The organism is Streptomyces sp. SID5464 (assembly GCF_009862985.1).
GTDB lineage: Bacteria > Actinomycetota > Actinomycetes > Streptomycetales > Streptomycetaceae > Streptomyces > Streptomyces chartreusis_D.
This window is the reverse complement of the sequence record NZ_WWIQ01000075.1, coordinates 165,644-192,625: the sequence shown is the minus strand read 5'-3', so window position 1 is coordinate 192,625 and position 26,982 is coordinate 165,644. Positions and strand designations below refer to the sequence as shown.

Annotated in this window: 26 protein-coding genes, 1 pseudogene and 1 riboswitch; of the genes and pseudogenes, 15 read left to right on the top strand and 12 right to left on the bottom strand. The window is 72.4% G+C overall.

All coding sequences use genetic code 11. From position 1 onward, the window contains the following. Window positions 1-37: 37 nt before the first annotated feature. From GTY47_RS37190 to GTY47_RS37175, 4 genes are all read right to left on the bottom strand, one after another. Entirely contained in the window at window positions 38-508 is a 471-nt protein-coding gene (locus GTY47_RS37190; protein WP_029181265.1) for a nuclear transport factor 2 family protein, read from the bottom strand. A 51-nt stretch (window positions 509-559) separates the two neighbouring features. Beyond that, window positions 560-739 (bottom strand): hypothetical protein, encoded by a 180-nt coding sequence (locus GTY47_RS37185; protein WP_078602854.1) that lies wholly within the window; start codon window positions 737-739, stop codon window positions 560-562. 98 nt (window positions 740-837) lie between these two features. Further along, window positions 838-1,713 (bottom strand): undecaprenyl-diphosphate phosphatase, encoded by an 876-nt coding sequence (locus GTY47_RS37180; RefSeq protein ID WP_010041268.1) that lies wholly within the window; start codon window positions 1,711-1,713, stop codon window positions 838-840. 162 nt (window positions 1,714-1,875) lie between these two features. Beyond that, complete coding sequence (locus GTY47_RS37175; RefSeq protein ID WP_010041266.1) at window positions 1,876-2,346, bottom strand: helix-turn-helix domain-containing protein; 471 nt, start codon at window positions 2,344-2,346, stop codon at window positions 1,876-1,878. 93 nt (window positions 2,347-2,439) lie between these two features. Here GTY47_RS37175 and GTY47_RS37170 point away from each other — a divergent pair, with 93 nt between their 5' ends. Next, a complete protein-coding gene (locus GTY47_RS37170) occupies window positions 2,440-3,609 on the top strand; it encodes a thiolase family protein (RefSeq protein WP_010041262.1) in 1,170 nt (389 codons plus the stop codon). A 22-nt stretch (window positions 3,610-3,631) separates the two neighbouring features. On the opposite strand, the gene GTY47_RS37165 is transcribed toward GTY47_RS37170, so the two are convergent. Next, on the bottom strand, window positions 3,632-4,423 hold the full coding sequence (locus GTY47_RS37165) for a TVP38/TMEM64 family protein (RefSeq protein ID WP_010041260.1): 792 nt from the start codon (window positions 4,421-4,423) through the stop codon (window positions 3,632-3,634). Window positions 4,424-4,768: 345 nt separating this feature from the next. On the opposite strand from GTY47_RS37165, the gene tuf reads away from it, so the two are divergent. Both tuf and GTY47_RS37155 read left to right on the top strand, forming a co-directional pair. Further along, on the top strand, window positions 4,769-5,938 hold the full coding sequence (gene tuf, locus GTY47_RS37160; protein ID WP_010041258.1) for an elongation factor Tu: 1,170 nt from the start codon (window positions 4,769-4,771) through the stop codon (window positions 5,936-5,938). A gap of 85 nt (window positions 5,939-6,023) precedes the next feature. Further along, on the top strand, window positions 6,024-6,869 hold the full coding sequence (locus GTY47_RS37155) for a fused MFS/spermidine synthase (protein WP_010041256.1): 846 nt from the start codon (window positions 6,024-6,026) through the stop codon (window positions 6,867-6,869). On the opposite strand, the gene GTY47_RS37150 is transcribed toward GTY47_RS37155, so the two are convergent. Both GTY47_RS37150 and GTY47_RS37145 read right to left on the bottom strand, forming a co-directional pair. Then, entirely contained in the window at window positions 6,831-8,144 is a 1,314-nt protein-coding gene (locus tag GTY47_RS37150) for an MFS transporter (RefSeq protein WP_010041255.1), read from the bottom strand. The two genes, GTY47_RS37155 and GTY47_RS37150, sit on opposite strands and share 39 nt — an antisense overlap. A 76-nt stretch (window positions 8,145-8,220) precedes the next feature. Beyond that, window positions 8,221-9,234 carry a hypothetical protein gene (locus tag GTY47_RS37145; RefSeq protein ID WP_010041253.1) on the bottom strand — a complete coding sequence of 338 codons (1,014 nt, stop codon included), beginning with the start codon at window positions 9,232-9,234 and terminating at the stop codon, window positions 8,221-8,223. A 161-nt stretch (window positions 9,235-9,395) separates the two neighbouring features. Here GTY47_RS37145 and GTY47_RS37140 point away from each other — a divergent pair, with 161 nt between their 5' ends. The 4 genes from GTY47_RS37140 to GTY47_RS37125 all read left to right on the top strand — a co-directional run bounded on the left by GTY47_RS37140 (window position 9,396) and on the right by GTY47_RS37125 (window position 15,497). Further along, on the top strand, window positions 9,396-9,848 hold the full coding sequence (locus GTY47_RS37140) for a DUF4442 domain-containing protein (RefSeq protein WP_173937324.1): 453 nt from the start codon (window positions 9,396-9,398) through the stop codon (window positions 9,846-9,848). A 371-nt stretch (window positions 9,849-10,219) separates the two neighbouring features. Continuing rightward, window positions 10,220-12,103 (top strand): RICIN domain-containing protein, encoded by a 1,884-nt coding sequence (locus GTY47_RS37135; RefSeq protein ID WP_102514899.1) that lies wholly within the window; start codon window positions 10,220-10,222, stop codon window positions 12,101-12,103. A gap of 296 nt (window positions 12,104-12,399) precedes the next feature. Next, window positions 12,400-14,787, top strand: coding sequence for a phosphoketolase family protein (locus tag GTY47_RS37130; RefSeq protein WP_010041249.1), 2,388 nt, complete (start codon window positions 12,400-12,402; stop codon window positions 14,785-14,787). A 71-nt stretch (window positions 14,788-14,858) separates the two neighbouring features. Further along, window positions 14,859-15,497: a DedA family protein gene (locus GTY47_RS37125; RefSeq protein WP_010041248.1), complete on the top strand. Its 639-nt coding sequence runs from the start codon at window positions 14,859-14,861 to the stop codon at window positions 15,495-15,497. 10 nt (window positions 15,498-15,507) lie between these two features. Here GTY47_RS37125 and GTY47_RS37120 read toward each other — a convergent pair whose 3' ends face one another. Further along, window positions 15,508-16,035: a gamma carbonic anhydrase family protein gene (locus GTY47_RS37120; RefSeq protein WP_010041247.1), complete on the bottom strand. Its 528-nt coding sequence runs from the start codon at window positions 16,033-16,035 to the stop codon at window positions 15,508-15,510. A gap of 112 nt (window positions 16,036-16,147) precedes the next feature. Here GTY47_RS37120 and GTY47_RS41770 point away from each other — a divergent pair, with 112 nt between their 5' ends. From GTY47_RS41770 to GTY47_RS37105, 3 genes are all read left to right on the top strand, one after another. Continuing rightward, window positions 16,148-16,945: an acyltransferase gene (locus GTY47_RS41770; protein ID WP_010041246.1), complete on the top strand. Its 798-nt coding sequence runs from the start codon at window positions 16,148-16,150 to the stop codon at window positions 16,943-16,945. 141 nt (window positions 16,946-17,086) lie between these two features. Continuing rightward, window positions 17,087-17,659, top strand: coding sequence for an XRE family transcriptional regulator (locus tag GTY47_RS37110; RefSeq protein ID WP_010041243.1), 573 nt, complete (start codon window positions 17,087-17,089; stop codon window positions 17,657-17,659). 43 nt (window positions 17,660-17,702) lie between these two features. After that, a complete protein-coding gene (locus tag GTY47_RS37105; protein WP_010041242.1) occupies window positions 17,703-18,260 on the top strand; it encodes a YbaK/EbsC family protein in 558 nt (185 codons plus the stop codon). A 9-nt stretch (window positions 18,261-18,269) separates the two neighbouring features. Here the strand turns inward: GTY47_RS37105 and GTY47_RS37100 are convergent, their stop codons facing one another. Then, window positions 18,270-19,304, bottom strand: coding sequence for a cation diffusion facilitator family transporter (locus tag GTY47_RS37100; RefSeq protein ID WP_010041240.1), 1,035 nt, complete (start codon window positions 19,302-19,304; stop codon window positions 18,270-18,272). A 62-nt stretch (window positions 19,305-19,366) separates the two neighbouring features. On the opposite strand from GTY47_RS37100, the gene GTY47_RS37095 reads away from it, so the two are divergent. After that, window positions 19,367-19,726 carry a metalloregulator ArsR/SmtB family transcription factor gene (locus tag GTY47_RS37095; RefSeq protein WP_010041238.1) on the top strand — a complete coding sequence of 120 codons (360 nt, stop codon included), beginning with the start codon at window positions 19,367-19,369 and terminating at the stop codon, window positions 19,724-19,726. A gap of 1 nt (window position 19,727) precedes the next feature. Here the strand turns inward: GTY47_RS37095 and GTY47_RS37090 are convergent, their stop codons facing one another. The 3 genes from GTY47_RS37090 to GTY47_RS37080 all read right to left on the bottom strand — a co-directional run bounded on the left by GTY47_RS37090 (window position 19,728) and on the right by GTY47_RS37080 (window position 23,192). Beyond that, window positions 19,728-20,951 carry a 4-hydroxybenzoate 3-monooxygenase gene (locus GTY47_RS37090; RefSeq protein WP_029181263.1) on the bottom strand — a complete coding sequence of 408 codons (1,224 nt, stop codon included), beginning with the start codon at window positions 20,949-20,951 and terminating at the stop codon, window positions 19,728-19,730. A 38-nt stretch (window positions 20,952-20,989) separates the two neighbouring features. Next, window positions 20,990-22,630, bottom strand: a complete 1,641-nt coding sequence (locus GTY47_RS37085) for an APC family permease (RefSeq protein ID WP_010041234.1) — start codon at window positions 22,628-22,630, stop codon at window positions 20,990-20,992. A 133-nt stretch (window positions 22,631-22,763) separates the two neighbouring features. Then, window positions 22,764-23,192 (bottom strand): CoA-binding protein, encoded by a 429-nt coding sequence (locus GTY47_RS37080; protein WP_010041231.1) that lies wholly within the window; start codon window positions 23,190-23,192, stop codon window positions 22,764-22,766. Window positions 23,193-23,268: 76 nt separating this feature from the next. Continuing rightward, a riboswitch (cobalamin riboswitch) is annotated at window positions 23,269-23,459 on the top strand. Between the two features lie 68 nt (window positions 23,460-23,527). On the opposite strand from GTY47_RS37080, the gene GTY47_RS37075 reads away from it, so the two are divergent. From GTY47_RS37075 to GTY47_RS37060, 4 genes and pseudogenes are all read left to right on the top strand, one after another. Further along, window positions 23,528-24,544, top strand: a complete 1,017-nt coding sequence (locus tag GTY47_RS37075; RefSeq protein WP_010041229.1) for an ABC transporter substrate-binding protein — start codon at window positions 23,528-23,530, stop codon at window positions 24,542-24,544. Further along, window positions 24,541-25,554 carry an iron chelate uptake ABC transporter family permease subunit gene (locus tag GTY47_RS37070; protein WP_010041227.1) on the top strand — a complete coding sequence of 338 codons (1,014 nt, stop codon included), beginning with the start codon at window positions 24,541-24,543 and terminating at the stop codon, window positions 25,552-25,554. The genes GTY47_RS37075 and GTY47_RS37070 overlap by 4 nt, the downstream gene beginning before the upstream one ends. Then, a complete protein-coding gene (locus GTY47_RS37065; protein WP_231911188.1) occupies window positions 25,551-26,354 on the top strand; it encodes an ABC transporter ATP-binding protein in 804 nt (267 codons plus the stop codon). Before GTY47_RS37070 ends, GTY47_RS37065 begins: the two co-directional genes overlap by 4 nt. Window positions 26,355-26,531: 177 nt before the next feature. Further along, window positions 26,532-26,982 (top strand): annotated as a pseudogene (locus tag GTY47_RS37060) (hypothetical protein); the annotation flags it as partial.

The following is a 26,982-nucleotide window of genomic DNA, read 5'->3' as shown; positions in this document are numbered from 1 at the left end:
TGCGCCCTGGGGACGATCTACGACAGTGGACGCCGGGTCAGTTGACCACAGGTGCCGTCCGCCGCTCGGGAAGGCGCCGCCACTTCTCCCTCACGACCACCTCGCTCAGCCGCCAGCCGTCGATCGTGCGCCGCAGCCCGAACGCGTACCGGCCGCCGCACACGAAGTCGGGCGCCGGCCCTTCGGTGGCCATGGGGTTGACGTAGTCGGCCTGGACCTGGGCCGTGTCGCCGGTGTCCTGCTCCCAGACACCGAAGCGCACCCGCCGGTTGACGATCAGGTGCTGTCGCATCGGGAAGAGCCGCATGCTCTCGGCGAGCCACTCGGCGACCGCCGGGGCCTCCCCCTCGATGCCGCCGGCCGAGCGGTAGTCCGCCCGTCCCTGAGGGACGAACAGCCCCCGGTACGCCTCCCAGTCACCGTCGTCGACCGCCACCGCGTAGTCGGTGATCACTCCGTCGACGGCCAGCCGGTCTCTCACGGTGGCGAGCTCCACGCGCTGCGTCATCGGCTCAGTGTTGGGCATGGGAGGCGCGGAGCCAAGGGGTGTGCGGCGGGATCAGGCCGCCTTGACGACGGCGCCGCGGATCGCGGCCGCCCACTCGACGACCAGCAGCTCGTACTCCGCGCGCTCCTCGGCCGACAGGGTGCCGCCCGTGCGCCGCCAGAGCGCACGGATCTCCTCGTTGACCTCGGCGGCGGACCGCACGGAACCAGGGGTCAAGAAATCGGGGGACATGCCGACAAGCCTAGGGGGAGCCACTGACAGCCCGCTACCGGACGGCTACCCGATCGCTATGCGGTTGGTCACGAGACGCGGGTCACAGGCCGCCGGGGTCAGCCCGCCGACTCGGCCGCGTGCGGGCTCAGCGCGCCCATCGACACCAGGGCGATGATGACCACGCCGAGCGCGATCCGGTACCAGACGAACGGCATGAAGCTCTTGGTCGAGATGAACTTCATGAACCACGCGATCACCGCGTAGCCGACGCCGAAGGCGATGATCGTCGCGAAGATCGTCGGCCCCCACGAGACGTGGCCGCCCTCCGTCGCGTCCTTGAGCTCGAAGAGGCCGGAGGCCAGCACCGCGGGGATGGCGAGCAGGAAGGAGTAGCGGGCCGCGGCCTCGCGCTTGTAGCCCATGAACAGGCCGCCGCTGATGGTGGCGCCGGAGCGGGAGACGCCGGGGATGAGCGCCATGGCCTGGCAGACGCCGTAGATCAGGCCGTCCCGTACGCCGAGGTCCTCCAGGGACTTGCGCTGCTTGGGTGCGCGGTGCCTGCCGCCGCTCTCGTCTCGTGCCGCGAGCCGGTCGGCGACGCCCAGGACGATGCCCATGCCGATCAGCATCGTCGCGGTGATCCGCAGGTCGCGGAACGGCCCCTCGATCTGGTCCTTCAGCGTCACGCCGAGCACACCGATCGGTATGGAGCCGACGATGACCAGCCAGCCCATCCGCGCGTCGGGGTCGCTGCGGAGCGCCTTGTTCGTGAGCGAGCGCGTCCACGCCGAGATGATCCGCCCGATGTCCTTGCGGAAGTAGATCAGCACGGCGGCCTCCGTGCCGATCTGGGTGATCGCCGTGAAGGCGGCGCCCGGGTCCTCCCAGCCCGAGAAGGCCGCCGTCAGGCGCAGGTGCGCACTGGACGAGACGGGGAGGAACTCGGTCAGCCCCTGGACGAGTCCGAGGATGAGTGATTCGAACCAAGACATGAGGTAGCGGAGTCCAAGTGCCGATCGTGGAACGGACGACGGGCACACCGGCCCGCCGGGTGTGACGAACCGGGGGATCAGGTGTGCCGAGGGGGAAGCGTAGCGTCCCCGGACGGCCGCTCCGACACAGGGGTTTGGCCGGTGCTGTGCGGCGGGGCGGGATCAGGCCGCCGTCGGTCCGGTCACCGTCCAGCCGGGCGTCCGGGGGTGGGCCGTGAGGTCCTCGTGGCGCACCTCGTCGCCGCAGGCCCGGCAGGTGACGACCGGGGCGAGGGCCTGGCCGCAGGAGTGCTCCAGGACCATCGGACGGTCGCCGTCCGTGCGCAGGTGGCGGTCGCCCCAGGCCATGAGGGTCATCAGCACGGGTTCCAGTTCCAGCCCGGCCCGGGTGGGCCGGTACTCGAAGCGCTGCGGGCGCTCGCTGTAGGGCTGCTTGACCAGGATCCCGGCGTCGACGAGCCGGCGCAGCCGCGTGGCGAGGATGTCGCGCGGTGCGCCGATGTTGCGCACCAGCTGGTCGAAACGGCCGTTGCCGAGGCACACCTCCCGCAGGACGAGCAGCGAGTACTTCTCGCCCACGAGGGCCAGGGTGTCGGCGATGGAGCAGGGGCGCGGATCTTTGCTGGCGGCCATGAAGCCCAGTCTAGGAGAGGGTTGGATTTTCCAACCCATGGAGCTACGGTGAGTTTGGATTTCCTACTCACTGGTAGTCGTGGAGGCCCGCACATGCGTGACGCAGTCATCGTCGAAGCCGTACGCACCCCGATCGGCAAGGGCAAGCCGAACGGCGCCCTCGCGCACGTCCACCCGGTGGAGCTCCTCGCCCACACCCTGCGCACCCTCGTCGAACGCTCCGGCGTCGATCCGGCGCTGATCGACGACGTCATCGGCGGCACCGTCGACCAGGTCGGCGAGCAGGCCATGAACACCACCCGCTACGCCGCCCTGTCCGCGGGCTTCCCCGAGTCGGTGCCCGCGACCACCGTGGACCGCCAGTGCGGCTCCTCCCAGCAGGCCGTGCACTTCGCGGCCCAGGGCGTCCTCTCGGGCGCGTACGACCTCGTCGTGGCCTGCGGGGTCGAGTCGATGAGCCGGGTGCCGATGTGGTCGAACGTGCCCGCGGGCAAGGACCCCTTCGGCCCGGGGATCGCCGAGCGCTACCCGGAGGGACTCGTCCCGCAGGGCATCAGCGCCGAACTCATCGCCGCCAAGTGGTCGATCGGCCGCGAGCAGATGGACGACTTCGCCGTCTCGTCGCACCGGAAGGCCGCGGCGGCCTGGGACAGCGGGCTCTTCGACGCCGAGGTCGCGCCCCTGGAGGGCGTCACGCGCGACGAGTGCGTACGGCCCGGCAGCACCACCGAGGTCCTCGCCGGCCTCAAGCCCGCCTACTACGACCCCGGCTTCGCCGAGCGCTTCCCGCAGATCGAGTGGAACGTCACGGCGGGCAACGCCAGCCCCGTCAACGACGGCGCCTCGGCGGTGCTCATCACCTCCGGCGAGACGGCGGCCCGGCTCGGCCTGCGCCCGCTCGCCCGGCTGCACAGCTTCGCGGTCACCGGCTCCGACCCGCTGCTGATGCTCACCGGTGTCGTCCCGGCGACCGAGAAGGTGCTGCGCAGGGCGTCGCTCACCCTCGACGACATCGATCTGTTCGAGGTCAACGAGGCGTTCTCGAGCGTCGTTCTGGCCTGGCGGCAGGAGACCGGCGCCGACCTCGCCCGGGTCAACGTGCACGGCGGCGCGATCGCGCTCGGCCACCCCCTCGGCGCGAGCGGCACCCGGCTGACGACGACGCTGGTGCACGCGATGCGGGAACGGGGCGCCCGGTACGCGCTCCAGACGATGTGCGAGGCGGGCGGGCTCGCCAACGCCATGGTGCTGGAACGGGTGTGAGCCGGGCGGGCGTAACGGTCCGTCAGAGCTGGCGCAGGCGGTGCCGCTTGCGCCAGGCCACCACCACACCCGCCAGCGCGGGCAGGGCGATACAGGCCAGGGCGATCAGGAAGGCGGGCGACGTCGGGGTGGAGGCGCGGGCGCCGGCGACGACGTAGGCGGCGGTGTTCGGGATCGAGCCGAGGCCCGTGGCCAGCAGGAACGGCAGCAGGCCCATGCGGGAGACCGAGGCGCAGTAGTTCGCGGCCCAGAACGGCACACCGGGGAAGAGCCGCACCGCGAGCATCGAGCGGAAGCCGTGCCGGCTGAGCTGGCCGTCCGCGGCCTTCAGCCAGCGCCCGCGCAGCAGCGGCCGCAGGGCGTCCTGGCCCAGCGCCCGGCCCAGGCAGAAGGCGATCCCGGCACCGAGCACCGTGCCCGCCAGCGCCACTCCGGTGCCCAGTTGCGAACCGAACAGCGCCCCCGCCGCCAGGTTCAGCAGCGGCCTGGGCACGAACGCCACCGTGCACACGCCGTACGCCACCGCGAACACCAGCGCCGCCATGGCTCCGGAGAGCTGCGGCGGCCAGCCCTGCGTCAGCAGCCGCTGCGGCTCGAACAGCAGCACCCCGCACGCCCCGGCGGCGAGCAGCGCGACGAGCAGGGACAGCCTCGACCACGGGGAGAGCAGAACTCTCGTGCAGCGAGCGGCGAAACCGGTGGACGGGACGGGCGAGGCGGTCGTTGCCGAGGGGACGGCGACGGCGAGCTCCGCGGTGCTGGCCCGGGGAGAGGCCGTGGCGGTGCCCCCAGAGCGGGTGGTGGCATCGAGCATCCGGCGACACTAACCGACACATGTGTGTGATCGCCGTATGGTTCGTCTCACGAGCGTCACAGGCAGCCCCGCGCGTCCCCGCGCGCGGACCGACAGGGCGGCCGCCGAAAACCATTCGACGTGCGGTAAAGCGTCGGCAATGATCTGACTCATGTTCCGGCACGCCTTCACCCTCGCAGCATCCGTGGTCACGGATGCCCCGAAGGCTGCCGTCGTGGTTGTCACGGCCGTTGCAGACGGCGCCCGAAGCTGACCCTCTCCGGTTCGTCCGGCGGACCCCGCAGGGGGAGGGTCGGGCAGGTCCTCGGGGTCCCACTCCATGACGAGACGCTTCGAGGTACAGCCATGTCCAAGACGGCCTACGTCCGCACGAAACCACATCTCAACATCGGCACGATGGGTCATGTCGACCACGGCAAGACGACCCTGACGGCCGCGATCACCAAGGTCCTCGCCGAGCGCGGCACCGGCACGTACGTGCCGTTCGACCGGATCGACCGAGCGCCCGAGGAGGCGGCGCGCGGCATCACCATCAACATCGCGCACGTCGAGTACGAGACCGACACCAGGCACTACGCGCACGTCGACATGCCGGGCCATGCCGACTACGTCAAGAACATGGTCACCGGCGCCGCGCAGCTCGACGGGGCGATCCTCGTCGTCTCCGCGCTCGACGGGATCATGCCGCAGACCGCCGAACACGTACTGCTCGCCCGGCAGGTGGGCGTCGACCACATCGTGGTCGCCCTCAACAAGGCCGACGCGGGGGACGAGGAACTGACCGACCTGGTCGAGCTGGAGGTCCGCGACCTGCTCACCGCGCACGGCTACGGCGGCGACTCCGTACCCGTCGTACGCGTCTCGGGACTGAAGGCACTGGCGGGTGACCCGCGCTGGACTGCCTCGATCGAGGCGCTGCTCGACGCGGTGGACACGTATGTGCCGATGCCGGAGCGGTATCTGGACGCACCGTTTCTGCTGTCCGTGGAGAACGTGCTGACCATCACCGGGCGGGGGACCGTGGTGACCGGTGCGGTGGAGCGGGGCACGGTGCGGGTCGGGGACAAGGTCGAGGTGCTCGGGGCTTCCGTGGAGACGGTGGTCACGGGGCTGGAGACCTTCGGCAAGCCGATGGAGGAGGCGCAGGCCGGGGACAACGTGGCGCTGCTGCTGCGGGGGGTTCCCCGGGACGCTGTCCGGCGGGGGCACGTGGTGGCCGCGCCGGGGAGTGTGAAGCCGCGGCGGCGTTTCTCGGCGCAGGTGTATGTCCTGTCGGCTCGGGAGGGTGGGCGGACGACGCCCGTCTCCTCCGGGTACCGGCCGCAGTTCTACATCCGGACCGCGGATGTGGTGGGGGTGGTCGACCTCGGTGAGGTGGCGGTGGCTCGGCCCGGCGACACGGTTGCCATGACTGTGGAGCTGGGGCGGGAGGTGCCGTTGGAGCCGGGGCTCGGGTTCGCCATTCGTGAGGGTGGGCGGACCGTGGGGGCCGGGACCGTGACCGTGGTGGGTTGAGGTGGTGGGGGACTGCGGGCCGTCTTGGGCTGGTCGCGCAGTTCCCCGCGCCCCTCCTCTGCGTTGTCCCACGCACAATGGAGGGGTGAAGGACTCCATTCCCGTCGCCCGGTCCGTCGATCATGGGTTTGCCAAGCTGATGCCCGACGTCGACCGGGAACGGGCCTGGTTGCTGACCGTCGACGGGGCGCCGCAGTCCTATGTGGATCTGGACGAGCCGACGCATCTGGAGTTCGAGTACGCGCGGCGGCTCGGGCATGTGCTGGATGTCGTGGCGGAGCCGGGGGCCGCGTTGGACGTGCTGCACCTCGGCGGGGGGGCGCTGACCCTGCCCCGGTACGTGGCCGTGACCCGGCCGGGGGCACGGCAGGACGTCGTCGAGGCCGATCGGGGGCTGCTGGAGTTGGTGTCCGAGCACCTGCCGCTGCCGGACGGGGCGCGGGTCACGCTGCACGCGTCGGATGCCCGGGCGTGGCTGGAAAACGCTCCCTCGGACGCGGCGGACGTCATCGTGGCCGATGTGTTCGGCGGGTCGCGGGTGCCGGCGCATCTGACGTCCGTCGACTACGTCCGCGAGGCCGTGCGGGTGCTGCGGGACGGTGGGTTCTATCTCGCGAATCTGCCCGACGCCGCGCCCTTCGCCTTTCTGCGGTCGCAACTCGCCACCCTGGCCACCGTCTTCGAGGAACTCGTGCTGATCGCCGAGCCGGGGGTGCTGCGGGGACGGCGGTTCGGGAACGCGGTGCTCGTGGCCGGGCACCAGCCGGTCGACGTCGCCGCCCTGGCCCGGCTCATGGCCGCCGACGTCTTCCCGGCCCGGGTCGAACACGGCGCCGCCCTGCGGGACTTCATCGGGGACGCGCGGGCCGTGCGGGACGAGGACGCCGTGCCGTCACCCGAGCCCCCCGACGGGGCGTTCGGCATCGGCTGACGCGTGCCCGGTGCCGCCTCGGGCCACCGGGGCGGTCCTGCGCCGCAGGTTGCGTATGTCCGGTACGCACAGCGCGGCCGCCGTGACCAGGACGACCAGGCCGGCGCAGCCCCACAGCGCGGCCGTACGGCCGAACGCCTCCTCGGCGGGGCCGGCCGCGGCCGTGGCGAGCGGTACCAGCGCGACCGAGCCGAACCAGTCGTACGCCGAGACGCGGGAGAGCTTGTCCTCGGGGATCTCCTGGTGCAGGGCCGTCATCCAGGACACGCCGAACACCTCGATCGTAGCGCCGGCGACGAACATCACCACGTAGAGCACCCCGATCGGCACCGGCACGGCGAGCGCGGCCGAGGGCAGGGCCAGGGGGAAGACGCAGAGGGTGCCGGCGAGGAGCAGGCGGCGGGGTTTCCAGCGGGTCATCAACACGGCCCCGGCGACGGTGCCCGCCCCGAACGCGCCCAGGGCGAGGCCCCACGGGCCCGCGCCGCCCAGGTGGTCCCGGGCGACGAGCGGGCCGTACACCGCGTCGGCGGCGGAGACGACCGCGTTGGCGATCGAGAACTGGACGACGACGGCCCACAGCCACGCCCGGCCGGAGAACTCCCGCCAGCCCTCCCGCAGATCGGCGAGCAGACCACCGCCCGGTGCGCGCGGCGGGATGTGACCGACGTCGAGGAAGGCCCGCAGCACCCCGGCGACGGCGAAGGCCGCCGCGTCCGCCGCCAGCACCCAGCCGGGCCCGATCACGGCGACCATGGCACCGCCGACCGCGGCGCCGCCCAGGGCCGCGCCCTGCATCGCCATCCGGAACACCGCGAACGCGCGGCCCGCCTGCTCGCCCGAGACGGAGGACATCAGCATGCCCTCGGCGGCCGGGCCGAAGAAGGCCTGGCCGGTGCCGCCGAGGGCGGCGAGCAGCATCATCTGCCACAGCCGGGGATCCCCGGTCAGCACGAGGGCGGCGAAGGCGGCCTGGGAGACGCAGTTCAGGGCGTTGGCCGCCACCATGACGCGGTGCCGGGGCAGCCGGTCCGCGACGGCGCCGCCGATCAGCAGGAACAGCACCAGGGGGAGCATGCGGGCCGCCGCGACCAGGCCGACGTCACCGCCGTCGCCGCCCGTTTCGAGCACGGCGAACGCCGCGGCGACCAGGGCTCCCTGGCTGCCCAGGTTGGTGACGACCGCGGCGGCGGTGAGCAGGGAGTAGTTGCGCCCCGCCCAGGCGGGCCGGCGGGGGCGTCGGGCGGAGGCGGTGGGGGTGGGGGGCGAGGTCACCGGCCGACTATCGCCGCCGGGGGCCCGTCCTGCCAAACGGTTTGCGCGTTGTCGCAGGCGGGCCCGTTCGGCGGCGTCAGCCTCCGGTGGGCTCGCCGTGCAGCCGGACCGTGCTGAGGATCTTCAGGATGGTCTCCTTGGGCACCTCGTCCTTGACGCCCTTGGCCCCGAAGAAACTCCACGCGACGAAGTCGCCCGCCGAGTTCTTGAAGCCGAACGTGACCGCCTTGCCGTCGCTCGCGCACTTGCCCTTGTCGGGAGTGTTCTCCGACCACGCCCAGGCGACGCTGCCCTTCACGCCCGCGGTGGTGGTGTAGGGCCTGGCCTTCTCGTCGGTCTTGACGCTCTTCTTGTCCGGCTGCGTGTAACCGCCGTACACCCACCAGGCAACCTGGTTGAGGGCGACCTCATCGGTGTTCTTGGCCCCGTCCGCGCCCTTGGTGCCCGCCCCGGCCAGGGCCTCGCTCTCGGTCCTGCCGTCCTTGTTGTCGTCGCTGGTGCACCACTTGGACTTGTAGAAGGCCGGCGCCGACATGATGATGAGCGGCTTGCCGTCGTCGGACTTCTCGTCCTCGAAGAAGACGGACGACGTCGGGGACGCGACCTCCCAGTCCGCGGGCACGTCGAAGGCCGTGCCCCACTTGGGGTTGATGACGACCTTCCAGCCCTTGACCGTGGGCTTCTCCTCCCCGCCGCCGCGGGGGTTGTCGCCCGCGGCGGGCGTGCTCGCCTCCGCGGACGGGCTCGCCGGCGCCGTGCTCTTCTTGCTTCCGCCCTTGCCGCCGTCCGCCGTGTCGTCCTTGTCGCCGCCCAGCACCAGGAAGCCCGTGACACCGGCCGCCACGACGACCGCCGTGGCGGCGATGATCGCGACCAGCTTCGTCCGGTTGCCGCCGCCACCGCCCTGCGGGGGCTGCGGCGCGCCGGCCGGCCCGGGGGCACCCCACTGCGGCTGCTGTCCGTAGGGACTGGGCTGCTGCTGATAGCCCGGCTGCTGGTACGGATTCGGCTGCTGGTAACCCGGCTGCTGGTACGGGTTGTTCGCTTGCGGGTTCTGCTCGCCCCCGGGCGGCTGCTGTCCTGGCCACATGGGCAGCAACCCTAGCCGCGCTCCGGACACGATTCGGTCACTGCCCGTGGACGGAGGCGTAGCAACGCGGGAACGGGGCGGGGCGGACGGTCGGCGAGGACGATGCGGCGGCCGTCACACGGGCCTGGTCAGCTCTCTCTACTCGTGAGTAACATGCGGCCATGAGCGCAGACCAGATGTCCATCGGCGAGATGCTCGCCGCCACGGTGCCCATGGCCCGGACCCTGAACCTCGAATTCCTCGAGACGACGCCGGAGCGGGCGGTGGTGTCCCTGCCCGACCAGGGCGAGTACCACAACCACGTGGGCGGGCCGCACGCCGGGGCGATGTTCACGCTCGGCGAGTCCGCGAGCGGGGCGATCGTGCTGGCCGCGTTCGGGGACCAGCTCTCGCGCGCCGTGCCGCTCGCCGTCAGCGCCGAGATCGCCTACAAGAAGCTGGCGATGGGCGCGGTCACCGCGACCGCGACCCTCGGCCGCCCGGCCGCCGAGGTCGTCGCCGAACTGGACGCGGGCGGGCGCCCGGAGTTCCCCGTGTCCATCGCCATCCAGCGGGCCGACGGTGCGGTCACCGGCGAGATGACCGTGGTCTGGACGCTGCGCCCCAACGGCTGATCCGCCTGTCGCCTGCCCGGAGCCCCGGCCGAGTGCCGGGGCTCTCGCATGTCGGCCGCGATGTCCCGGGGGAGGGCTGCGCGGTCGGAGATTTCGTGGACCAACCGCCTTTGCGCCCACACAACTTGAGAGCCGCCGTCGGAGTGTTATCGAAAGCCGGTGCGGATACCGCCGGTAACATATCTGAATTCCTCTCGTTTTGAACTCGGGTCATCCGAACTCCTTGTTGCCTGTGAGTCGTATGTGCGAAAGTGAGCCACCTCACAGCCAAGTCCGCAGCTGACGCGGCATAGGTATGCACCAATCACGCACCTGCTTTCCGACGGACGCGCAATTCGCATGCCGTCCTGCGGCTGGAAGGAAATGGTTCAGTGCAATCCCCCTACCCCCCACGCCCCCCGTACCCGCCGCGCCCCGGAGCGGGTCCCGCGGATTCCGATCGCCATCTCCTCGCCCGGGTCGGTGATCCCGGCGAAGGCCCGCGCGCGGTCGCCCTGTTGCTGGCCCGGCACTGGCGGGCGGTGTACGAGTACGCCGTGATCTGCCTGGCCTCCTCCGAGGATTCGGCGTCCATGGCGGCCGCCGCCGCGTTCCGCCGGGAACTCGCCCGGCCGGGCGGCGGCGCGCTGCGCCCGCGGCTGCTCGCGGCCGTCCGGGACGCGGTCCGGGAATGGGCCGCCGACGACGGCATTTGCGGAGTACTGCCGGAACTCCGCAAAACCGTCGGCGCGCGCGGACTGCGTGCCGCGCGGTCCGTGACGGCCGAAAGGCGGCGGCTCGCCGAGCGCGCATTCGGGGCCCTTCCGGGGGCGTCCCAATGCCTGCTCTGGCATACCGAGGTCGAGGCCGAGCCCATATCCGTACCGGCCGGTCTGCTGGGAGTGGACGTCCGTACCGCGTCGGCCGCGCTGGAGCAGGCGCGTGAGCAATTCCGGGCGGGTTGCGTCCGGGCCCACCGGGAACTCGCGCCGACGCAGGAATGCCGCTTCTACAACCGGCTGCTGGACGTTCCGATGCGTCGCGGCGGGGCTCTGCTGCCGGACGTGCAACGGCATCTGATGGCCTGCCGCTACTGCCGGCACGCCGCCGAGCAACTCAGCCATTTCGAGGGCGGGTTGGAGGACCTGCTCGTGGAGACGGTGCTCGGCTGGGGCGCCCGCCGCTACCTCGAATCACGGCCCGGCCGGGACCGGGGCCGGGGTGCCCTGTCCGCGGCCGGAGCCGGTGGCCGCCACCGGCTTAGGGCCCAGGCCCTGCCGGCGGGCGGCCGGCCCGGGCCTTCGAGAAGACACACCAAGGCGCTGGCCGCCGCGGTCGGGGTGACCTCCCTCGTGCTGCTCGCGACGCTGCTCGCCGCCCGGGGCTGGACGGAGGAGGGCGGCACCGTCACCCCACGGGCCACCTGGGGAGCGGTCAGCGGCCACTCCGTCGCCCCCGACTCCACCGGAACCTCCTCGGCCGGGCTCCCGTCGGCCGCGTCCGCCGGCCACCCCGCCGAAGTGGCCCGCGGACGGCTGCGCAACCTCGACGCAGGCCTGTGCCTCGGCGTCCGGGGCGGCCGGCCCCGGGCCGACGCCCGCATGGTGCTGACCTCGTGCTCCGCCGCCGGGCCCCTCCAGTGGTCGTACCAGGACGACGGCATGCTGCGCAGCGCCGCCGACCCCACGCTCTGCCTCGGCTCCGACACCGCCGAGGGCTCGGTCGTCCTGGCCGGCTGCCTCGTGCACGAGGGAGTGGTGCGCTACGACCTGACCGTGCGCGGCGAACTCCTGCCGCGCGGCGGCAAGGGGCTGGCCCTTGCCCGTGGCACGGGCCGGAACGTGGTCGTCGCCGGGCGCGACGGATCCGCGGCGCAACGCTGGGCGCTGGAACCGGAGGTGGGGTCGGGGGGCGCCGCGGCGGGGGATTTTGGGGATGCGCGGGAGCCGGGGGAGCGGCGGGGCCAGGACGCGCCTCGGGAGAGCCGCGGGCAGGAGAGCCGCCGGGAGAAGGAGCTGTACGACGGGGCCCCGCCCGGGCATCGGCCCGAGCCCCCGCGCAGCGACTCCGGGGATCTGCCGCAGGAGCGGTACGAGACGCGGTTCGCCCAGGCGGACTGCTGCGGCGCGGCCGAACCGGGACGGGCCCCCGGCGACACCGGCACGCCCGGTACCGATGTCCTCGGCCCGGTGCCCCACGCCGACGTACTGGGGTCCGCGACAGCCCCCGTGACGACGGCCGTGATGACGACGCTCCACTCCACCGCGCTCCCGTAGACCGAGCCTCCGGGGTGTCGTGCCGCCAGGGCCCGGGGCGGGTCCGGGCGTCCGCGGGGTCGGCTCTCGGCTCACCGGCCCGGTCGGGCGGGGCCGTCCCGGCCTTCGGCGTCACCCACCGGGTCACCCGTCGTGTCACCCGGTCGGGCGGCCCGCCCCGGATCCCGACGCGTGGCCCATCCGGTCCGCCCGGCCCCACCGCGCAGCGGTCGGCACACGGCCGGGAGGCGCCGGGCATCGAACCGGAACAGACTGGTACTCCTCCTGAGGCCGTCGCCGAACCCAGGGAGTCACTCATGCCGGAGGCCCCGCGCCAGGACAGCAGCACGCAACCGACCGACGAGGAACTGCGCACGCTGGACGCCCACTGGCGGGCCGCCAACTACCTGGCGGCCGGCCAGATCTACCTGCTGGCGAACCCGCTGCTGACCGAGCCGCTGCGGCCCGAGCACATCAAACCGCGGCTGCTGGGCCACTGGGGCACCTCGCCCGGACTCAACCTCGTCCACACGCACCTCAACCGGGTGATCAGGAACCGCGCGCTGGACGTGCTGTGCATCTGGGGCCCGGGCCACGGCGGCCCGTCGGTGCTGGCCAACTCCTGGCTCGAGGGCAGCTACACCGAGAGGTACCCGGACGTGACGCGGGACGCGCAGGGCATGGAGCTGTTGCTGCGGCAGTTCTCGTTCCCCGGCGGCGTGCCCAGCCACGTCGCCCCGGAGGTGCCCGGCTCGATCCACGAGGGCGGCGAACTCGGCTACTCCCTCGCCCACGCCTACGGCGCCGCCCTCGACCACCCCGGCCTGCTGGTCGCCTGCGTGATCGGCGACGGAGAGGCCGAGACCGGCCCGCTGGCCGGATCCTGGCACGCCAACAAGTTCCTCGACCCCGTCCACGACGGTGCCGTCCTGCCGATCCTGCACCTCAACGGCTACAAGATCGCCAACCCGACCGTGCTGTCCCGCCTCCCGGAGTCCGAGCTCGACGCGCTCCTGCGCGGCTACGGCCACGAGCCGATCCACGTCAGCGGCGACGACCCGGCCGCCGTCCACCGCGCGATGGCCCAGGCGATGGACACCGCGCTCGACCGCATCGCCGAGGCACAGCGCGCCGCCCGCGAGGAGGGCGCGACCGAGCGCCCGCACTGGCCGGTGATCGTGCTGCGCACCCCGAAGGGGTGGACCGGCCCGGCCGAGGTCGACGGCGAGCCGGTCGAGGGCACCTGGCGCTCCCACCAGGTGCCGCTGGCCGGCGTCCGCGACAACCCGGAACACCTGCGCCAACTGGAGGCCTGGCTGCGCTCCTACCGGCCCGAGGAGCTGTTCGACGCCGAGGGCCGGCCGGTCGCGGACGTCCTCGCCTGCGTGCCCGAGGGCGGCAGGCGGCTCGGCGCCACCCCGTACGCCAACGGCGGGCTGCTCGTCCGCGACCTGCCGATCCCGCCCCTGGACGACTTCGCCGTCCCCGTCGACAAGCCGGGCACGACCCTGCACGAGCCCACGCGCGTCCTCGGCGACCTCCTGGCCCAGGTCATGCGGGACACCGCCGACCGTCGTGACTTCCGCCTGGTCGGCCCGGACGAGACCGCCTCCAACCGGCTGCAGGCGGTCTACGCCGCCAGCGGCAAGGCCTGGCAGGCGGGCACCCTCGACATCGACGAGGACCTCGACCGGCACGGCCGGGTGATGGAGGTCCTCTCCGAACACCTCTGCCAGGGCTGGCTGGAGGGCTATCTGCTCACCGGCCGGCACGGGCTGTTCTCCTGCTACGAGGCGTTCGTGCACATCGTCGACTCGATGGTCAACCAGCACATCAAATGGCTGCGCACCTCCCGGCGACTGCCGTGGCGCGCCCCTATCGCCTCCCTCAACTACCTGCTGACCTCCCACGTGTGGCGGCAGGACCACAACGGCTTCTCCCACCAGGACCCCGGCTTCGTCGACCACGTCCTCAACAAGAGTCCCGAGGTCGTCCGGGTCTACCTCCCGCCGGACGCCAACACCCTGCTGTCCGTCGCGGACCACGCCCTGCGCAGCCGCGACTACGTCAACGTCGTCGTGGCCGGCAAGCAGCCCTGCTTCGACTGGCTGTCGATGGACGAGGCCCGGGTCCACTGCGCCCGCGGCGCCGGCATCTGGGAGTGGGCCGGCAGCGAGGACGGCTCCCGCGAGCCCGACGTGGTGCTGGCCTGCGCCGGTGACGTCCCCACCCAGGAGACCCTGGCCGCCGCGCACCTGCTGCGCCGGCACCTGCCCGACCTGTCCGTCCGCCTGGTGAACGTCGTCGACCTCGCCCGGCTGCTGCCCCGGGAAGAACACCCGCACGGCATGAACGACTTCGAGTACGACGGCCTCTTCACGGCCGACAAGCCGGTGATCTTCGCCTACCACGGCTACCCCTGGCTGATCCACCGCCTCGCCTACCGCCGCGCCGGCCACCAGCACCTGCACGTGCGCGGCTACAAGGAGGCCGGCACCACCACCACGCCCTTCGACATGGTCGTCCGCAACGACCTCGACCGCTATCGCCTCGTCATGGACGTCATCGACCGCGTCCCGGGTCTCGCCGTGCGGGCCACGGCCGTACGCCAGCGGATGGCCGACGCCCGCACCCGCCACCACGCCTGGATCCGCGAGCACGGTACGGACCTGCCCGAGGTCGCCGAGTGGAACTGGAACGCCTGAGCCGCGGAGGACGTCTTGTCACCCGGTAGGCTTCCCGTGCACGCAGGGAAGCACAGGGAAAGGATCCGGCGTTGCACGTCCAGGAGTGGCTCGAAACGGTACCCGCGGTCGCCGTCTACGCACTGGTGGGACTGGTCATCGGCCTGGAAAGCCTGGGCATCCCGCTGCCGGGCGAGATCATCCTGGTCTCCTCCGCCCTGCTGGCCTCCCAGCACGGCCACATCGACCCCGTCGTCCTCGGCGCCAGCGCCACGGCCGGCGCGATCATCGGCGACTCGATCGGCTACGCCATCGGCCGCAAGGGCGGCCGCCCCCTGCTGGCCTGGCTGGGCAAGAAGTTCCCCAAGCACTTCAGCGAGGGCCACATCGCCACGGCCGAGCGGTCCTTCGAGAAGTGGGGCATGTGGGCCGTCTTCTTCGGCCGCTTCGTCGCCCTCCTCCGCATCTTCGCGGGCCCACTCGCCGGTGTGCTCCGCATGCCGTACTGGAAGTTCCTCATCGCCAACGTCCTCGGCGGCATCGTCTGGGCAGGCGGCACGACGGCGGTCATCTACTACGTGGGCATCGTCGCCGAGTCCTGGCTGAAGCGCTTCTCGTGGCTGGGCCTGGTGGCAGCGGTCCTCGTCGGCCTCACGTCGATGCTGATCCTCAAGCGCAGGGCGAAGAAGGCGGGCCAGAACCTGGAAGTGACGGAGGCGCAGGCCTCCTAGGGGCGCGTGCCTACGCATGCACCTCGCGATGCGCCTTCGCCAGCTCGGCGTACATCGTGCCGTTGAGGGTGATCCCCTGGCGCTCCTCCTCCGACAGCTCGCGCCGGACCTTCGCCGGCACCCCCGCCACCAGCGACCCGGGCGGCACCACCATGCCCTGCGGCACCAGCGCCTGCGCGGCGACGAGCGACCCGGCCCCGATCACCGCCCCGTTCAGGACCGTCGCCCCCATCCCGACCAGACAGTCGTCCTCGACGGTCGCGCCGTGCACCACCGCGTTGTGACCGATGCTGACCCGCTCACCCACCGTCACCGGGAACCCGGGGTCCGCATGCAGCGTGCAGTTGTCCTGGACGTTGCTGCTCGCCCCGACGGAGATCGCCTCGACGTCGCCCCGCAGCACCGCCCCGTACCAGACACTCGCCCCCGCACCCAGCGTCACGCCCCCGATCACCGACGCCGTCGGCGCCACGAACGCCGTCTCGTCGATCTCCGGCTCCCTGCCGCCGATGCCCGTGATCATCGCCCGCTGTCCCATGTCGGCCTCCAGAAACGTCGTAGACAACGCGCAAACCGTACGACACCCGGTAGGGCGAAGATCACAGGCCTCCAACACCACGGGGTGAGCTACCGCTGAGTACCGTGACCTCGTGCCGAAGCGCAAGAACACGTTCTCATCCTGGCGGCGCGGCCTCGCGCAGCGCGCCGTCCACGCGGGCTGGGCCTGGGTGCAGCGCACGGGCTCCGTGACCGCCGAACACCCCGGGCGCTACCGATTCGGCGCGATGGGAACAGGTACCAGACTCGCCTTTCCGCTCGGCACGGTCTTCGGCGAACCCTGGATCCACGTGGGCGCCCACTGCATCGTCGGCGAGCAGGTCACCCTCACCGCGGGCCTGATGCCCGACCTCGACCTCGGTCCGGACCCGATCCTGCGCATCGGCGACGGTGTCGTCCTGGGCCGGGGCAGTCACGTCATCGCGGACACGACGGTCACCATCGGCAGCGACTGCTACTTCGGCCCGTACGTCTACGTCACGTCCACGAACCACTCCTACGACGACCCGCACGAGCCGATCGGCAAGCAGTGGCCGCGGATGGAGCCGGTGGAGATCGGGCCCGGCTGCTGGATCGGCACGGGCGCGGTGATCCTGCCCGGTGCCCGGATCGGGCGGAACGTGGTGGTGGCCGCGGGCGCGGTGGTCCGGGGGGCGGTGCCCGACCACGCCGTGGTGGCGGGCGCGCCGGCGCGCGTCGTACGGCGCTGGACACCGGCCGACGGCTGGCAGCCGCCGCTGCGCACCCCGCCGCCGGTGCCGATACCGGAGGGTGTCACGCCCGAGCAGCTGCGCGCCCTGTCGGGCCTGGACGAGGAGACGGCGGCCCGGCTCGCCGAGCTGGACGAGGAGGCCGCGGCCGGACTGGCCGAGCTGAAGCCGGAATCCTGAACCGCCCCGACAGCCCGGTCGGCGTGGCCGCCGTCGCCGTCCGCCGGACGGGTGCCTCGCAGTACAGTTCGGTGAACGCTCAGGTCAACCACACCGTAGTGCAGCCGGATGCACTATGCCTTACGGAATATTGGACGGAATGTGTCGGACCTCGACCTGCTGACCCAGTCCCTGGCGCGCAGCGTCAAGCACTGGCGCGCGGTGCGCGGCTTCACCCTGGACGTGCTCGCCGCCCGGGCGGGCGTCAGCCGCGGCATGCTCATCCAGATCGAGCAGGCCCGCACCAACCCCAGCCTCGGCACCGTCGTCAAGATCGGCGACGCGCTCGGCGTCAGCATCACCACCCTCCTCGACTACGAGCAGGGCCCGAGGGTCCGCATCGTCCCCCCGGAGCAGGCCGTACGGCTGTGGCACACCGAGGCCGGCAGCTACAACCGGCTGCTCGCCGGGACCGAGGCGCCCGGCCCGCTGGAGATGTGGGACTGGCGGCTCATGCCCGGCGAGAGCAGCGCGTCCGACCCGCACCCCGCCGGCACCATCGAGCTGCTCCACGTCACGGCCGGGGAGCTGACGCTCACTGTCGACGGTGTCGACCACCGCGTGCCCGCGGGCGCGAGCGTGTCCTTCGAGGCCAACCTCCCGCACACGTACGGCAACACCGGCGAGGTGCCGATGGAGATGATGATGGCCGTCTCGGTGCCGCCCGTGACCTGAGGTGCCCGGTCCGAGGGCGGTCCCGTGTTGTTAGCGTGCGGTCATGCGCGCACCCATCGGACACTTCGACGACGCCCGTCCGGCCCCAGCCTGCCTCGACGAGCTCACCGACCCGGTCGCCGACGCCGTACGCCACTGGAACGGCAGCGTCCCGGCCGAGCAGATCCTCTACGTCGACACCGACCCGCAGTGGGCCGACACCGACACCTTCGTGGAGCACTACGGCCGTGACCTGCTGCAGTGGTCCGCCAACTGCGTGGTGGTCGCCGGCAAGCGCGGTGGTGAGACCACGCTCGCCGCGAGCGTCGTGCCGTCCACCGGCCGCGTCGACGTCAACGGCGTCGTACGCCGCCAACTCGGCGCGCGCAAGGCCTCGTTCGCCGCGATGGACACGGCGACCGGGGAGACCGGCATGGAGTACGGCGGCATCACCCCGCTCGGACTGCCGGGCGGCTGGCCCGTGCTGGTGGACGCGGCCGTCGTCGAGCTGCCGTACGCGCTGGTCGGCAGTGGCCGGCGGCGCGGCAAGCTGCTGGTGCCGGGCAAGGCGTTCGCGGAACTGCCGGGCGCGGTGGTGCTGGAGGGGCTCGGGGTCGCCTGAGGACGGGTCCTACGCCACCGCGTGGTGGGCCAGCGGCAGATGCGGGTCGGTCTCCCCCGGGGCCGGTTCCGGGTCGGCGTGGACCAGGGCCGCGGTGAGGCGGGGCACGGCGTGCAGCAGGGCGTGCTCGGCGTCGACCGCGATGCGGTGGGCCTGACGTACGGTCACGTCACCGTCCACCACGACCGCGACCTCGGCGCGCAGCCGGTGACCGATCCAGCGCAGCCGCAGCTCACCCACCCCGCGCACCCCGGCGACCTCGGTCAGTGCCCGCTCGGCCCGGTCCACCAGGGCCGGGTCGACCGCGTCCATCACCCGGCGGAACACCTCCCGCGCCGCGTCCCGCAGCACCAGCGCGATCGCCGCCGTGATCGCCAGCCCGACGATCGGGTCGGCCAGTTGCCAGCCCAGGGCCGACCCGCCGGCGCCCAGCAGCACGGCCAGTGAGGTGAAGCCGTCGGTGCGGGCGTGCAGTCCGTCGGCGACCAGCGCGGCGGAACCGATCGCACGGCCGACGCGGATGCGGTAGCGGGCCACCCACTCGTTGCCCGCGAACCCCACGAGGGCCGCCACGGCGACCGCCGGGACGTGCTGGACCGGGCGCGGGTCGAGGAGGCGGTCGATCGCCGTCCAGCCGGCGAAGGCCGCCGACGCGGCGATCGTCAGCACGATCACCAGGCCCGCCAGGTCCTCGGCCCGTCCATAGCCGTAGGTGAAGCGGCGCGTGGCCGCGCGCCGGCCGAGGACGAAGGCGATCCCGAGTGGTACGGCGGTCAGCGCGTCCGCCGCGTTGTGGACCGTGTCCCCGAGGAGCGCCACCGAGCCGGAGGCGGCCACCACCACCGCCTGCGCCAGGGCCGTCACGCCGAGCACCGCGAGCGAGACCCAGAGGGCCCGCATCCCGCGGGCCGACGACTCCAGGGCGGAGTCGACCTTGTCGGCCGTCTCGTGGGAGTGCGGGGTGAGGAGGTGGGCCATCCGGTGGAGCAGGCCGTGCCGGTGTCCGTGGCCGTGCGGGTGGGAGTGCTCGTGCCGGTCGCTCACGTGGGTCTCCTTCCGGTGCGCGCGAGTGGACGTCCACACGCCCGAGGAGCCATTATGTGCGTATGAGCGCACGCATGCACCTGTCAGCTGCGCACGATGCGCATCCGCGCAGCCCCGGCGAGGAACAGTTCGCGCTCGCCGCCGAACTCCTGGGCCTGCTCGGCGACCGCACCCGCCTCGCCCTGCTGCACGCATTGGCCGGGGGAGAGGCCGACGTCACGACCCTCACGGAGACGTGCGGGGCGGCCCGGCCCGCCGTCAGCCAGCACCTGGCGCGACTGCGTCTCGCGGGCCTGGTGAACACGCGCAAGCAAGGCCGCCGGGTGATCTACTCGCTCCGCGACGGCCATCTGCGCCGGCTCGTCGACGAGGCGCTGAACGTGGCCGACCACCGGCTCACCGACCGGCCCGTCCACGACTGAATCAGTACTGCGCTGCCGTCCCCAGGTACTGCTCGGCGAACGCGGCGGCGGCCGCCCGCGAGGTGAAAAGGCGGCGCAGCCGGGCGAGCGTGGTGCCCGCGCGGAACGCGTCGCCGGCCGCCGAGCCGTGGAACACCTCGGACAGCCACTGCGAGAACTCCTGGTAGTCCCACACCCGCCGCAGGCACGCCTCCGCATAGCCGCCGAGGCCGCTGTCGTCGCCGCCGGTCAGGTGGGCCACCAGGGCGTCGCCGAGCAGGAAGGCGTCGTGCAGCGCGAGGTTCATGCCCTTGGCGGCGATCGGCGCGACCAGATGGGCCGCGTCACCGGCGAGGAAGAGCCGGCCGGACACCATCGGCTCGGCCACGTAGTCGTGCATGTCCAGCACGCGCTTCTCGATCAGCCGCCCCTCGGTCAGCGGCGGCACACCGGACGCCCCGAGCCGCTCCTGGAGCTCCGCCCAGACGCGCTCGTGCGGCCAGTTCTCCGGGTCGTCGCCCGGCGGGCACTGGAGGTAGTAGCGGGTCACCTCCGGGCTGCGGGGCATCTGCCCGGCGAACCCGTTGGCGTGGCAGCCGAACAGCACGCAGTCGGCGGACGGCGGGGCCTCGGCGAGCAGGGCCAGCCAGCCGATGCCGTAGTCGTGCCGCGCGACCCGGACCCGCTCCGGCGGCAGAGCGGCCCGCGTCACTCCGCGCGCCCCGTCGCAGCCGGCCACGAAGTCGCAGTGCACGACGCGGTGTTCACCCGTCTCCGGGCACGTGTACGACACGGACGGCTGGTCGGTGTCGATGTCGTGCACCCGCACGTCCCGGACCCCGAAGCGGATCTGTCCGCCGCGTACGTCGGCGTACTCGCGCACCAGGTCCGTCACGAGCAACGGCTGTGGATAGACGAAGTGGTGACTGCCCGTCAGCTCACCGTAGGGGAACCGGTACCGCTCGCCGTCGAAGCGGAACTCGCACGCGGTGTGCAGTTCCGCGCGGTCCAGCAGGTTCCGGGCGAGGCCGCGCTTCTCCAGGCCCCGCACGGCCCATTCCTCCATGACTCCGGCCCGGGGCCGCTGTTCGATGAACTCCCGGCTCTCGGCCTCCAGCACCAGGCAGTCCACGGACGCGGCCCGCAGGATGTTGCCGACGGTCAGCCCAGCGGGACCGGCGCCCACGACAACGACTGGGAAGCGTTGCGGGGCGCCGGAGTCCGGAGGAGGAAAGGCGTGGGTCATGCGCTCATTATGGAGGCGCCGGCCGCGCGGGGGCGGTGTCAGTGGGCGGGCGCCTCGGTGACGGCCACCTCCCCGATGCTCCGCTCGATCTCCGCCGGCCGGGACGCCGACGCCCGGGCCCAGTAGTAGATCGCCAGGGAGAACACCGCGATGACCAGGATGTCCCACCACAGTCCGATGTGTCCCTGACCGCCGAAGCCGCCCTGCCAGGAGATGACGCCCATGCCCAGCAGGTAGACCGGCAGCCACTGGGCGGCCCTCCAGTCGAGCCGGGGTGCGTCGGGCAGGCCCTTGCGGGTGGCGTACCAGGCGTATCCGCCCAGCAGGACGTAGCCGAGGACGATGGCCACGCCGAGCCGCCACAGGGTGTCCCAGGTCGACCAGTAGATGATGAGGTTGGCCACGACGAACGACAGCGGGGAGATGACGTTCCCGCCGGGCAGGCGGTAGGGCCGTTCGCGGTGCGGCAGCCGGTCCGCGAAGACGCCGTACGCCAGCGGGGCGCCCGCGTACATCAGCACGCTCGCCGAGGTGATGAAGCCGACGAGCTGCTGCCAGCTCGGGAACGGCAGGAAGCAGACCACGCCGGTCACGAAGGAGACGATGAGCCCGAACCACGGCACGCCGCGCGCGTCGGTGCGCGTGAAGATCTTCGGCGCGTAGCCGTTGCGGGCCAGGCCGTAGGAGACGCGGGAGGTGGCGGTGGTGTAGATCAGGCCGGTGCCGCCCGGAGAGACGACCGCGTCCAGATACAGCACCACGCTCAGCCAGCCGAGCCCCAGCAGCGTGGCCAGTCCCGCCCAAGGGCCGCTGATGCCGGGGTAGTCGAGCTTGGTCCAGCCGTGCGCGAAGGAGGCCAGCGGCAGGGCGGCGATGAAGACGACCTGGAGCAGGACGTAGATCGCGGCTCCGATGGCGACCGAGCCGAGCGTCGCACGGGGCAGGTCACGCGCCGGGTCGCGGCTCTCGCCCGCAAGCTGGATCGCCTGCTCGAAGCCCAGCAGGGCGAAGATGATGCCGCTGGAACTGACGGCGCTCAGCACGCCGTGGGCGCCGAACGGGGCGAAGCCGTGCTCGGTGAAGTTGCCCGGGTGGAAGTTGCCGGCCGCGATGATGAAGATCGCGGCGAGCGGCACGGCCACCTTCCACCAGGTGGCGGCGCTGTTGGTGTGCGCCAGGAGCCGCACGCCGAGGAAGTTGATGACGACGAACACGGCCATGAGGACCACGGCGACGACGAACCCGCCGGCCGTCAGCGTCCCGTCCTTCGGGTGCTGGAAGCCCTGCGCCCAGTGCCAGTGCCCGGCGTAGCCGATCATGGCCTCGACCTCGATCGGTGCCACGGTCGCCGCCTGGAGCCAGGAGAACCAGCCGAAGGACATGCCGGCCAGTCCGCCGAAGGCGTAGTGCGGATACCGTGCCGTGCCGCCCGCGACCGGGAACATGCCGCCCAGTTCCGCGTGCACCAGGGCGAGCAGCACGATCGCGACCGCGCCGATCAGCCACGAAAGGATCGCCGCGGGGCCGGCCGCCACGACCGCCTTCTCGGCGCCGTACAACCAGCCGGAGCCGATGATGGAACCGACCGACGCCCACATGAGCCCGATCAGTCCGACGTCCCGGCGCAGTCCGCCCGGACCCCCCTTTACCCCCGCTGCTGCCTGGTCGACGCTCACCATGAATCAAGGGGCCTCTCATGAAGAACTCGGTGAGTTCTGCGAGCAAGAGGCCTCAGGCTAGGAATCGGTCAGCCGACGGCAGAAGGCGAGTTGTACAGCCTTGACCCGGCGCGGGCATTTCCTGGAAAGCGCTTCAGGGATTCTGTACGCGGTGATGAGGGAGTCGTGGGATCTCGATCGCCGGGCAGCGGTCCATCACCATCTCCACGCCCGCGGCGCGGGTCCGGTCGTACGCCGCCTCGTCGATGACGCCGAGCTGGAACCACACGGCCTTCGCGCCCTTTGCGACCGCCTCGTCGGCGACCGCTCCGGCGAGATCGCTGTTCACGAACACGTCCACGACGTCCACGTCGAAGGGGATGTCCGCGAGGCAGGCGTACCCCTTCTCGCCGTGTACCGTCTCCGCCTTGGGATGCACCGGCACGACGCGCTTGCCGTAGCGCTGCAGCACCTCGGCGACGCCGTACGCCGCGCGCCGCCGGTTCGACGACAGGCCGACCACGGCCCAGGTGTCGCCGAGTTCGGTGAGGATCTTGCGGACCGTTGCCTCGTCGCCGTACACCGTCGGCCTCCTCCCGTGGGTGAGCTCTCGTCCGGACAACGACGCAAGGCGGGCGGTGATTCCCCCGCGCCCTCCGTGATAGCTTGCCGAGGCCAGTCGAACCCATGTACGTGGGTCAGGGAATCCGGTGCGAATCCGGAACTGACGCGCAGCGGTGAGGGGGACGGGCGGGGCCTCGGCCACTGGACGGCGTGTGTGACGTCCGGGAAGGCGCCCCGCACCGGACGAACCCGAGTCCGAAGACCTGCTGGCGGCCCCCGCGGCCGTTCGCGGCGGGGGAGCACCGTACGACCGGGCTCCGCGATCGAGCCCTCGACGCCTGAGGACTGGTTTCCGTGCCCCTCGCCCGACCTGCCCGTGCCGCCGTCCTGCTCGCGGCCGGCTCCCTGCTCCTGACCGGCTGCGGCGACTCGCGGGCCACCACGGCGAAAGCCGCAGTCACGCTCGACAACTGCGGCCGCGAGGTGCGCGTGGAGGCCCCGCCGAAGCACGCCGTCTCCCTCAACCAGGGCACCACCGAGATCCTGCTCTCCCTCGGCCTCGCCGACCGTCTCGCGGGCACCGCCACCTGGACCGACCCCGTGATGAAGGGGCTGGAGAAGGCCAATGCGAAGGTGCCGCGCATCGCCGACGACAACCCGTCCTTCGAACGGGTCCTGGCCGCCGACCCCGACTTCGTCGCGGCCTCCTTCGTCTCCACCCTCGGCGAGGGCGGGGTCGCCACCCGCGAGCAGTTCGAGAAGCTCGGCGTCCCCACGTACGTCTCCCCGTCCGACTGCGCCGGCAAGGACAACTCCGGTGACGGTGACGGTGCGCGCGACAAGGCGCTGGGCATCGACACCATCTACGGCGAAGTACGCGACCTGGCGACCGTGTTCGGGGTGCCGGAACGGGGCGACAAGCTCGTGGCCTCCCTGCAGCGGCGCATGGCGAAGGCCACGCGGGGCATCCACGCCTCCGACGTCACCCTCCTGTACTGGTTCGCCAACTCCGAGTCCCCCTACATGGCGGGCTGTTGCGGCGCGCCCGGCATCATCACCCGGGCCCTCGGCGCGAAGAACGTCTTCGACGACACGCACGAGGAGTGGCCGCAGATCAACTGGGAGACGGTCGCCGACCGCGACCCCGACGTCCTCGTCATCGGCGACCTCACCCGCAGGTCGCAGACCGCCGAGTCGGCCGCGAAGAAGATCGCCTTCCTGGAGTCCAACCCGGTGACCAGGAACATGGACGCGGTCAGGCACAAGCGGTACGTGCTGCTCAGCGGGCAGGCCATGAACCCCACCATCCGCACGGTCGAGGGCGTGGAACAGGTCGCCGCCGGACTGCGCGAGTTCGGGCTCGTGAAGTGACCGTCCGCGGGCTCGCGCTCGGCACCGGAGGGGCCCTCCTGCTGGCCGCCTCCCTGGCCCTGGCGATCACCGTCGGCCCCGCCGACATCAGGATCGCGGACGTCTGGTCCGTCGTCGCCGCCCACCTCGGCCTCGGCAGTTCGGACCTGACGCCGATCCGCGACGGTATCGTCTGGCAGCTGCGGCTGCCGCGCACGCTGCTCGCGGCCGTGTGCGGGGCCGGACTCGCCGTGTGCGGGGCGGTGATGCAGTCGCTGCTGCGCAACCCGCTCGCCGACCCGTTCGTGCTCGGGGTGTCCTCCGGCGCCTCCACCGGCGCGGTCGTGGTCGTCGTCCTGGGTGTCGGCGGCGGTACGGTCTCGGTCTCCGCGGGCGCGTTCCTCGGCGCCCTGGTGTCCTTCGCGCTGGTGCTGCTGCTCAGCCACACCCTCGGCGGCACCACCGACCGGGTCGTCCTCGCGGGCGTCGCCGCCATGCAGCTCTTCTCCGCGCTCACCTCCTTCGTCGTGATGACCGCCGCGGACGCCGAGACGACCCGGGGCGTGCTGTTCTGGCTCCTCGGCTCGCTCGGGGGTGCGGGCTGGACCGACGTGTGGCTGTGCCTGGCCGTCCTGGCCGTGACGCTGGTGGTGTGCCTGTCGTACGCCCGTACTCTCGACGCCTTCGCCTTCGGGCAGGACGCGGCGGCCGCGCTCGGGGTGTCCGTGGCCCGTACCCGACTGGTGCTGCTGTGCGTCACGGCCCTGCTCACGGCCGCGCTGGTCAGTTCGGCCGGGGCGATCGGCTTCGTCGGGCTGGTCCTGCCGCACGCCGCGCGGGCCCTGGCCGGTCCCGGGCACGCCCGGCTGCTGCCGGTCACCGCGCTCGCCGGAGCGGTGTTCCTGGTATGGGTGGACACCCTCGCCCGTACGGTGCTGGATCCCCAGGAGGTGCCGGTGGGAGTCGTGACGTCGCTGATCGGGGTGCCGGCGTTCGTGGTGGTGCTGTACCGGACGCGGAGTGTGCGGTGAGCGGGACAGCGGGAGCAGCGGTGTCCGGTGCCGGGCTGCGGGCCGACCGGGTCGGTCGCCGTGCCGACGGGCGCCTCATCCTCGACGGTGTCGTCCTCGCGCCGGAGACCGGTTCCACCGTCGGCGTGCTCGGCCCCAACGGCTCCGGCAAGTCCACGCTGCTGCGGCTGCTGGCCGGGTTGCTCACCCCGACCGCCGGAGTCGTCACCCTCGACGGAACGCCGCTGGGCGACCTGCCCCGCCGTACCGTCGCCCGCCGCCTCGCCGTGGTCGAGCAGCAGGCCGACACGCAGGTCGAGTTGACGGTCGCGGACGTCGTACGGCTGGGCCGCGTGCCGCACCGCCGGGCCTGGACTGCCGGCTCGGCGGACGACGAACGGGCCGTGCGCGAGGCCCTGGGGCGCACCGGCCTCGCCGACCGGGCCGAGCAGCCCTGGCACACCCTCTCGGGCGGGGAGCGCCAGCGGGTGCAGATCGCCCGCGCGCTCGCCCAGGAACCCCGCGAACTCCTCCTGGACGAGCCCACCAACCACCTCGACATCCACCACCAGCTCGATCTGCTCGCCCTGGTCACCGGACTGCCGGTCACCACCGTCGTCGCCCTGCACGACCTCAACCTCGCGGCGATGTACTGCGACGAGCTCGTCGTCCTGAGCGCGGGGCGGGTCGTGGCGGGCGGCGCTCCGGGCGATGTCCTGACGGAGGAACTCATCGCCGAGGTGTACGGGGTGCGGGCCGCCGTCAGCCGTGAAGGCCCTGAGCAGCGGCCACACGTGCGGTTCCTGGGGACGCTGGGCTGAGCGGCGGTGGGCGATTCCCGGCAGGGCGGTCTGACGGAGCGGCGCGTCAGCGGCTGGGCGGCCCCACCCCGGTGACCGGTCCGTCCGCCACGCCATTGGTGGGGTCTTCCCGCCACGGTGGCCGGAAAAAGCCGCACATGCCTGCGTGCGCCCGCCCACCCGGCCTACGCTCGCCTCGTGCTGCGCATCATCGACGCCCGTACCGGCGAGCCGGTCGACGCCGCTCCGGCCCGCCGGGGCCTGACCCGTGTGGAGGTGCACGCGCCCGGCTCCGACATGACGAACCTGCGGGTGCTGCTCGTGGCGGACCTGCTCGTGCGGGCGCTGGAGCTCGGCGGCACACCCGTGTGGGCCCTGCTGACCGGCGGGCACCGCCAGGCGGAGCTGCGAGCTGACGCCATGGCCCTCGGCATCCGCCCCTTCGAGGACAGCCCCGACCTCAGCGCCGGACTGGGCGAGGCCCAGGTCGTCCATGTCGCTGCCGAGGGCGGGGCAGCGCCTGACGGGGTGCGGATCGCTGTCGCCCCCGTGGAGACGACGGGAGCGGCCACGCCGGTCGGTGAGCCGGCGGCATCGGCCACGGAGGTCGGCGGATCGGCGGTGTCCGACGCGTCGAACGGTCGGTCGG

What these genes read in the sequence shown, in the direction of transcription:
- GTY47_RS37190 (WP_029181265.1), bottom strand. Translation starts at nt 508, where the DNA reads ATGACGCAGCGCGTGGAGCTCGCCACCGTGAGAGACCGGCTGGCCGTC.
- GTY47_RS37185 (WP_078602854.1), bottom strand. Translation starts at nt 739, where the DNA reads ATGTCCCCCGATTTCTTGACCCCTGGTTCCGTGCGGTCCGCCGCCGAG.
- GTY47_RS37180 (WP_010041268.1), bottom strand. Translation starts at nt 1,713, where the DNA reads ATGTCTTGGTTCGAATCACTCATCCTCGGACTCGTCCAGGGGCTGACC.
- GTY47_RS37175 (WP_010041266.1), bottom strand. Translation starts at nt 2,346, where the DNA reads ATGGCCGCCAGCAAAGATCCGCGCCCCTGCTCCATCGCCGACACCCTG.
- GTY47_RS37170 (WP_010041262.1), top strand. Translation starts at nt 2,440, where the DNA reads ATGCGTGACGCAGTCATCGTCGAAGCCGTACGCACCCCGATCGGCAAG.
- GTY47_RS37165 (WP_010041260.1), bottom strand. Translation starts at nt 4,423, where the DNA reads ATGCTCGATGCCACCACCCGCTCTGGGGGCACCGCCACGGCCTCTCCC.
- tuf (WP_010041258.1), top strand. Translation starts at nt 4,769, where the DNA reads ATGTCCAAGACGGCCTACGTCCGCACGAAACCACATCTCAACATCGGC.
- GTY47_RS37145 (WP_010041253.1), bottom strand. Translation starts at nt 9,234, where the DNA reads ATGTGGCCAGGACAGCAGCCGCCCGGGGGCGAGCAGAACCCGCAAGCG.
- GTY47_RS37140 (WP_173937324.1), top strand. Translation starts at nt 9,396, where the DNA reads ATGAGCGCAGACCAGATGTCCATCGGCGAGATGCTCGCCGCCACGGTG.
- GTY47_RS37130 (WP_010041249.1), top strand. Translation starts at nt 12,400, where the DNA reads ATGCCGGAGGCCCCGCGCCAGGACAGCAGCACGCAACCGACCGACGAG.
- GTY47_RS37120 (WP_010041247.1), bottom strand. Translation starts at nt 16,035, where the DNA reads ATGGGACAGCGGGCGATGATCACGGGCATCGGCGGCAGGGAGCCGGAG.
- GTY47_RS37105 (WP_010041242.1), top strand. Translation starts at nt 17,703, where the DNA reads ATGCGCGCACCCATCGGACACTTCGACGACGCCCGTCCGGCCCCAGCC.
- GTY47_RS37095 (WP_010041238.1), top strand. Translation starts at nt 19,367, where the DNA reads ATGAGCGCACGCATGCACCTGTCAGCTGCGCACGATGCGCATCCGCGC.
- GTY47_RS37090 (WP_029181263.1), bottom strand. Translation starts at nt 20,951, where the DNA reads ATGACCCACGCCTTTCCTCCTCCGGACTCCGGCGCCCCGCAACGCTTC.
- GTY47_RS37085 (WP_010041234.1), bottom strand. Translation starts at nt 22,630, where the DNA reads ATGGTGAGCGTCGACCAGGCAGCAGCGGGGGTAAAGGGGGGTCCGGGC.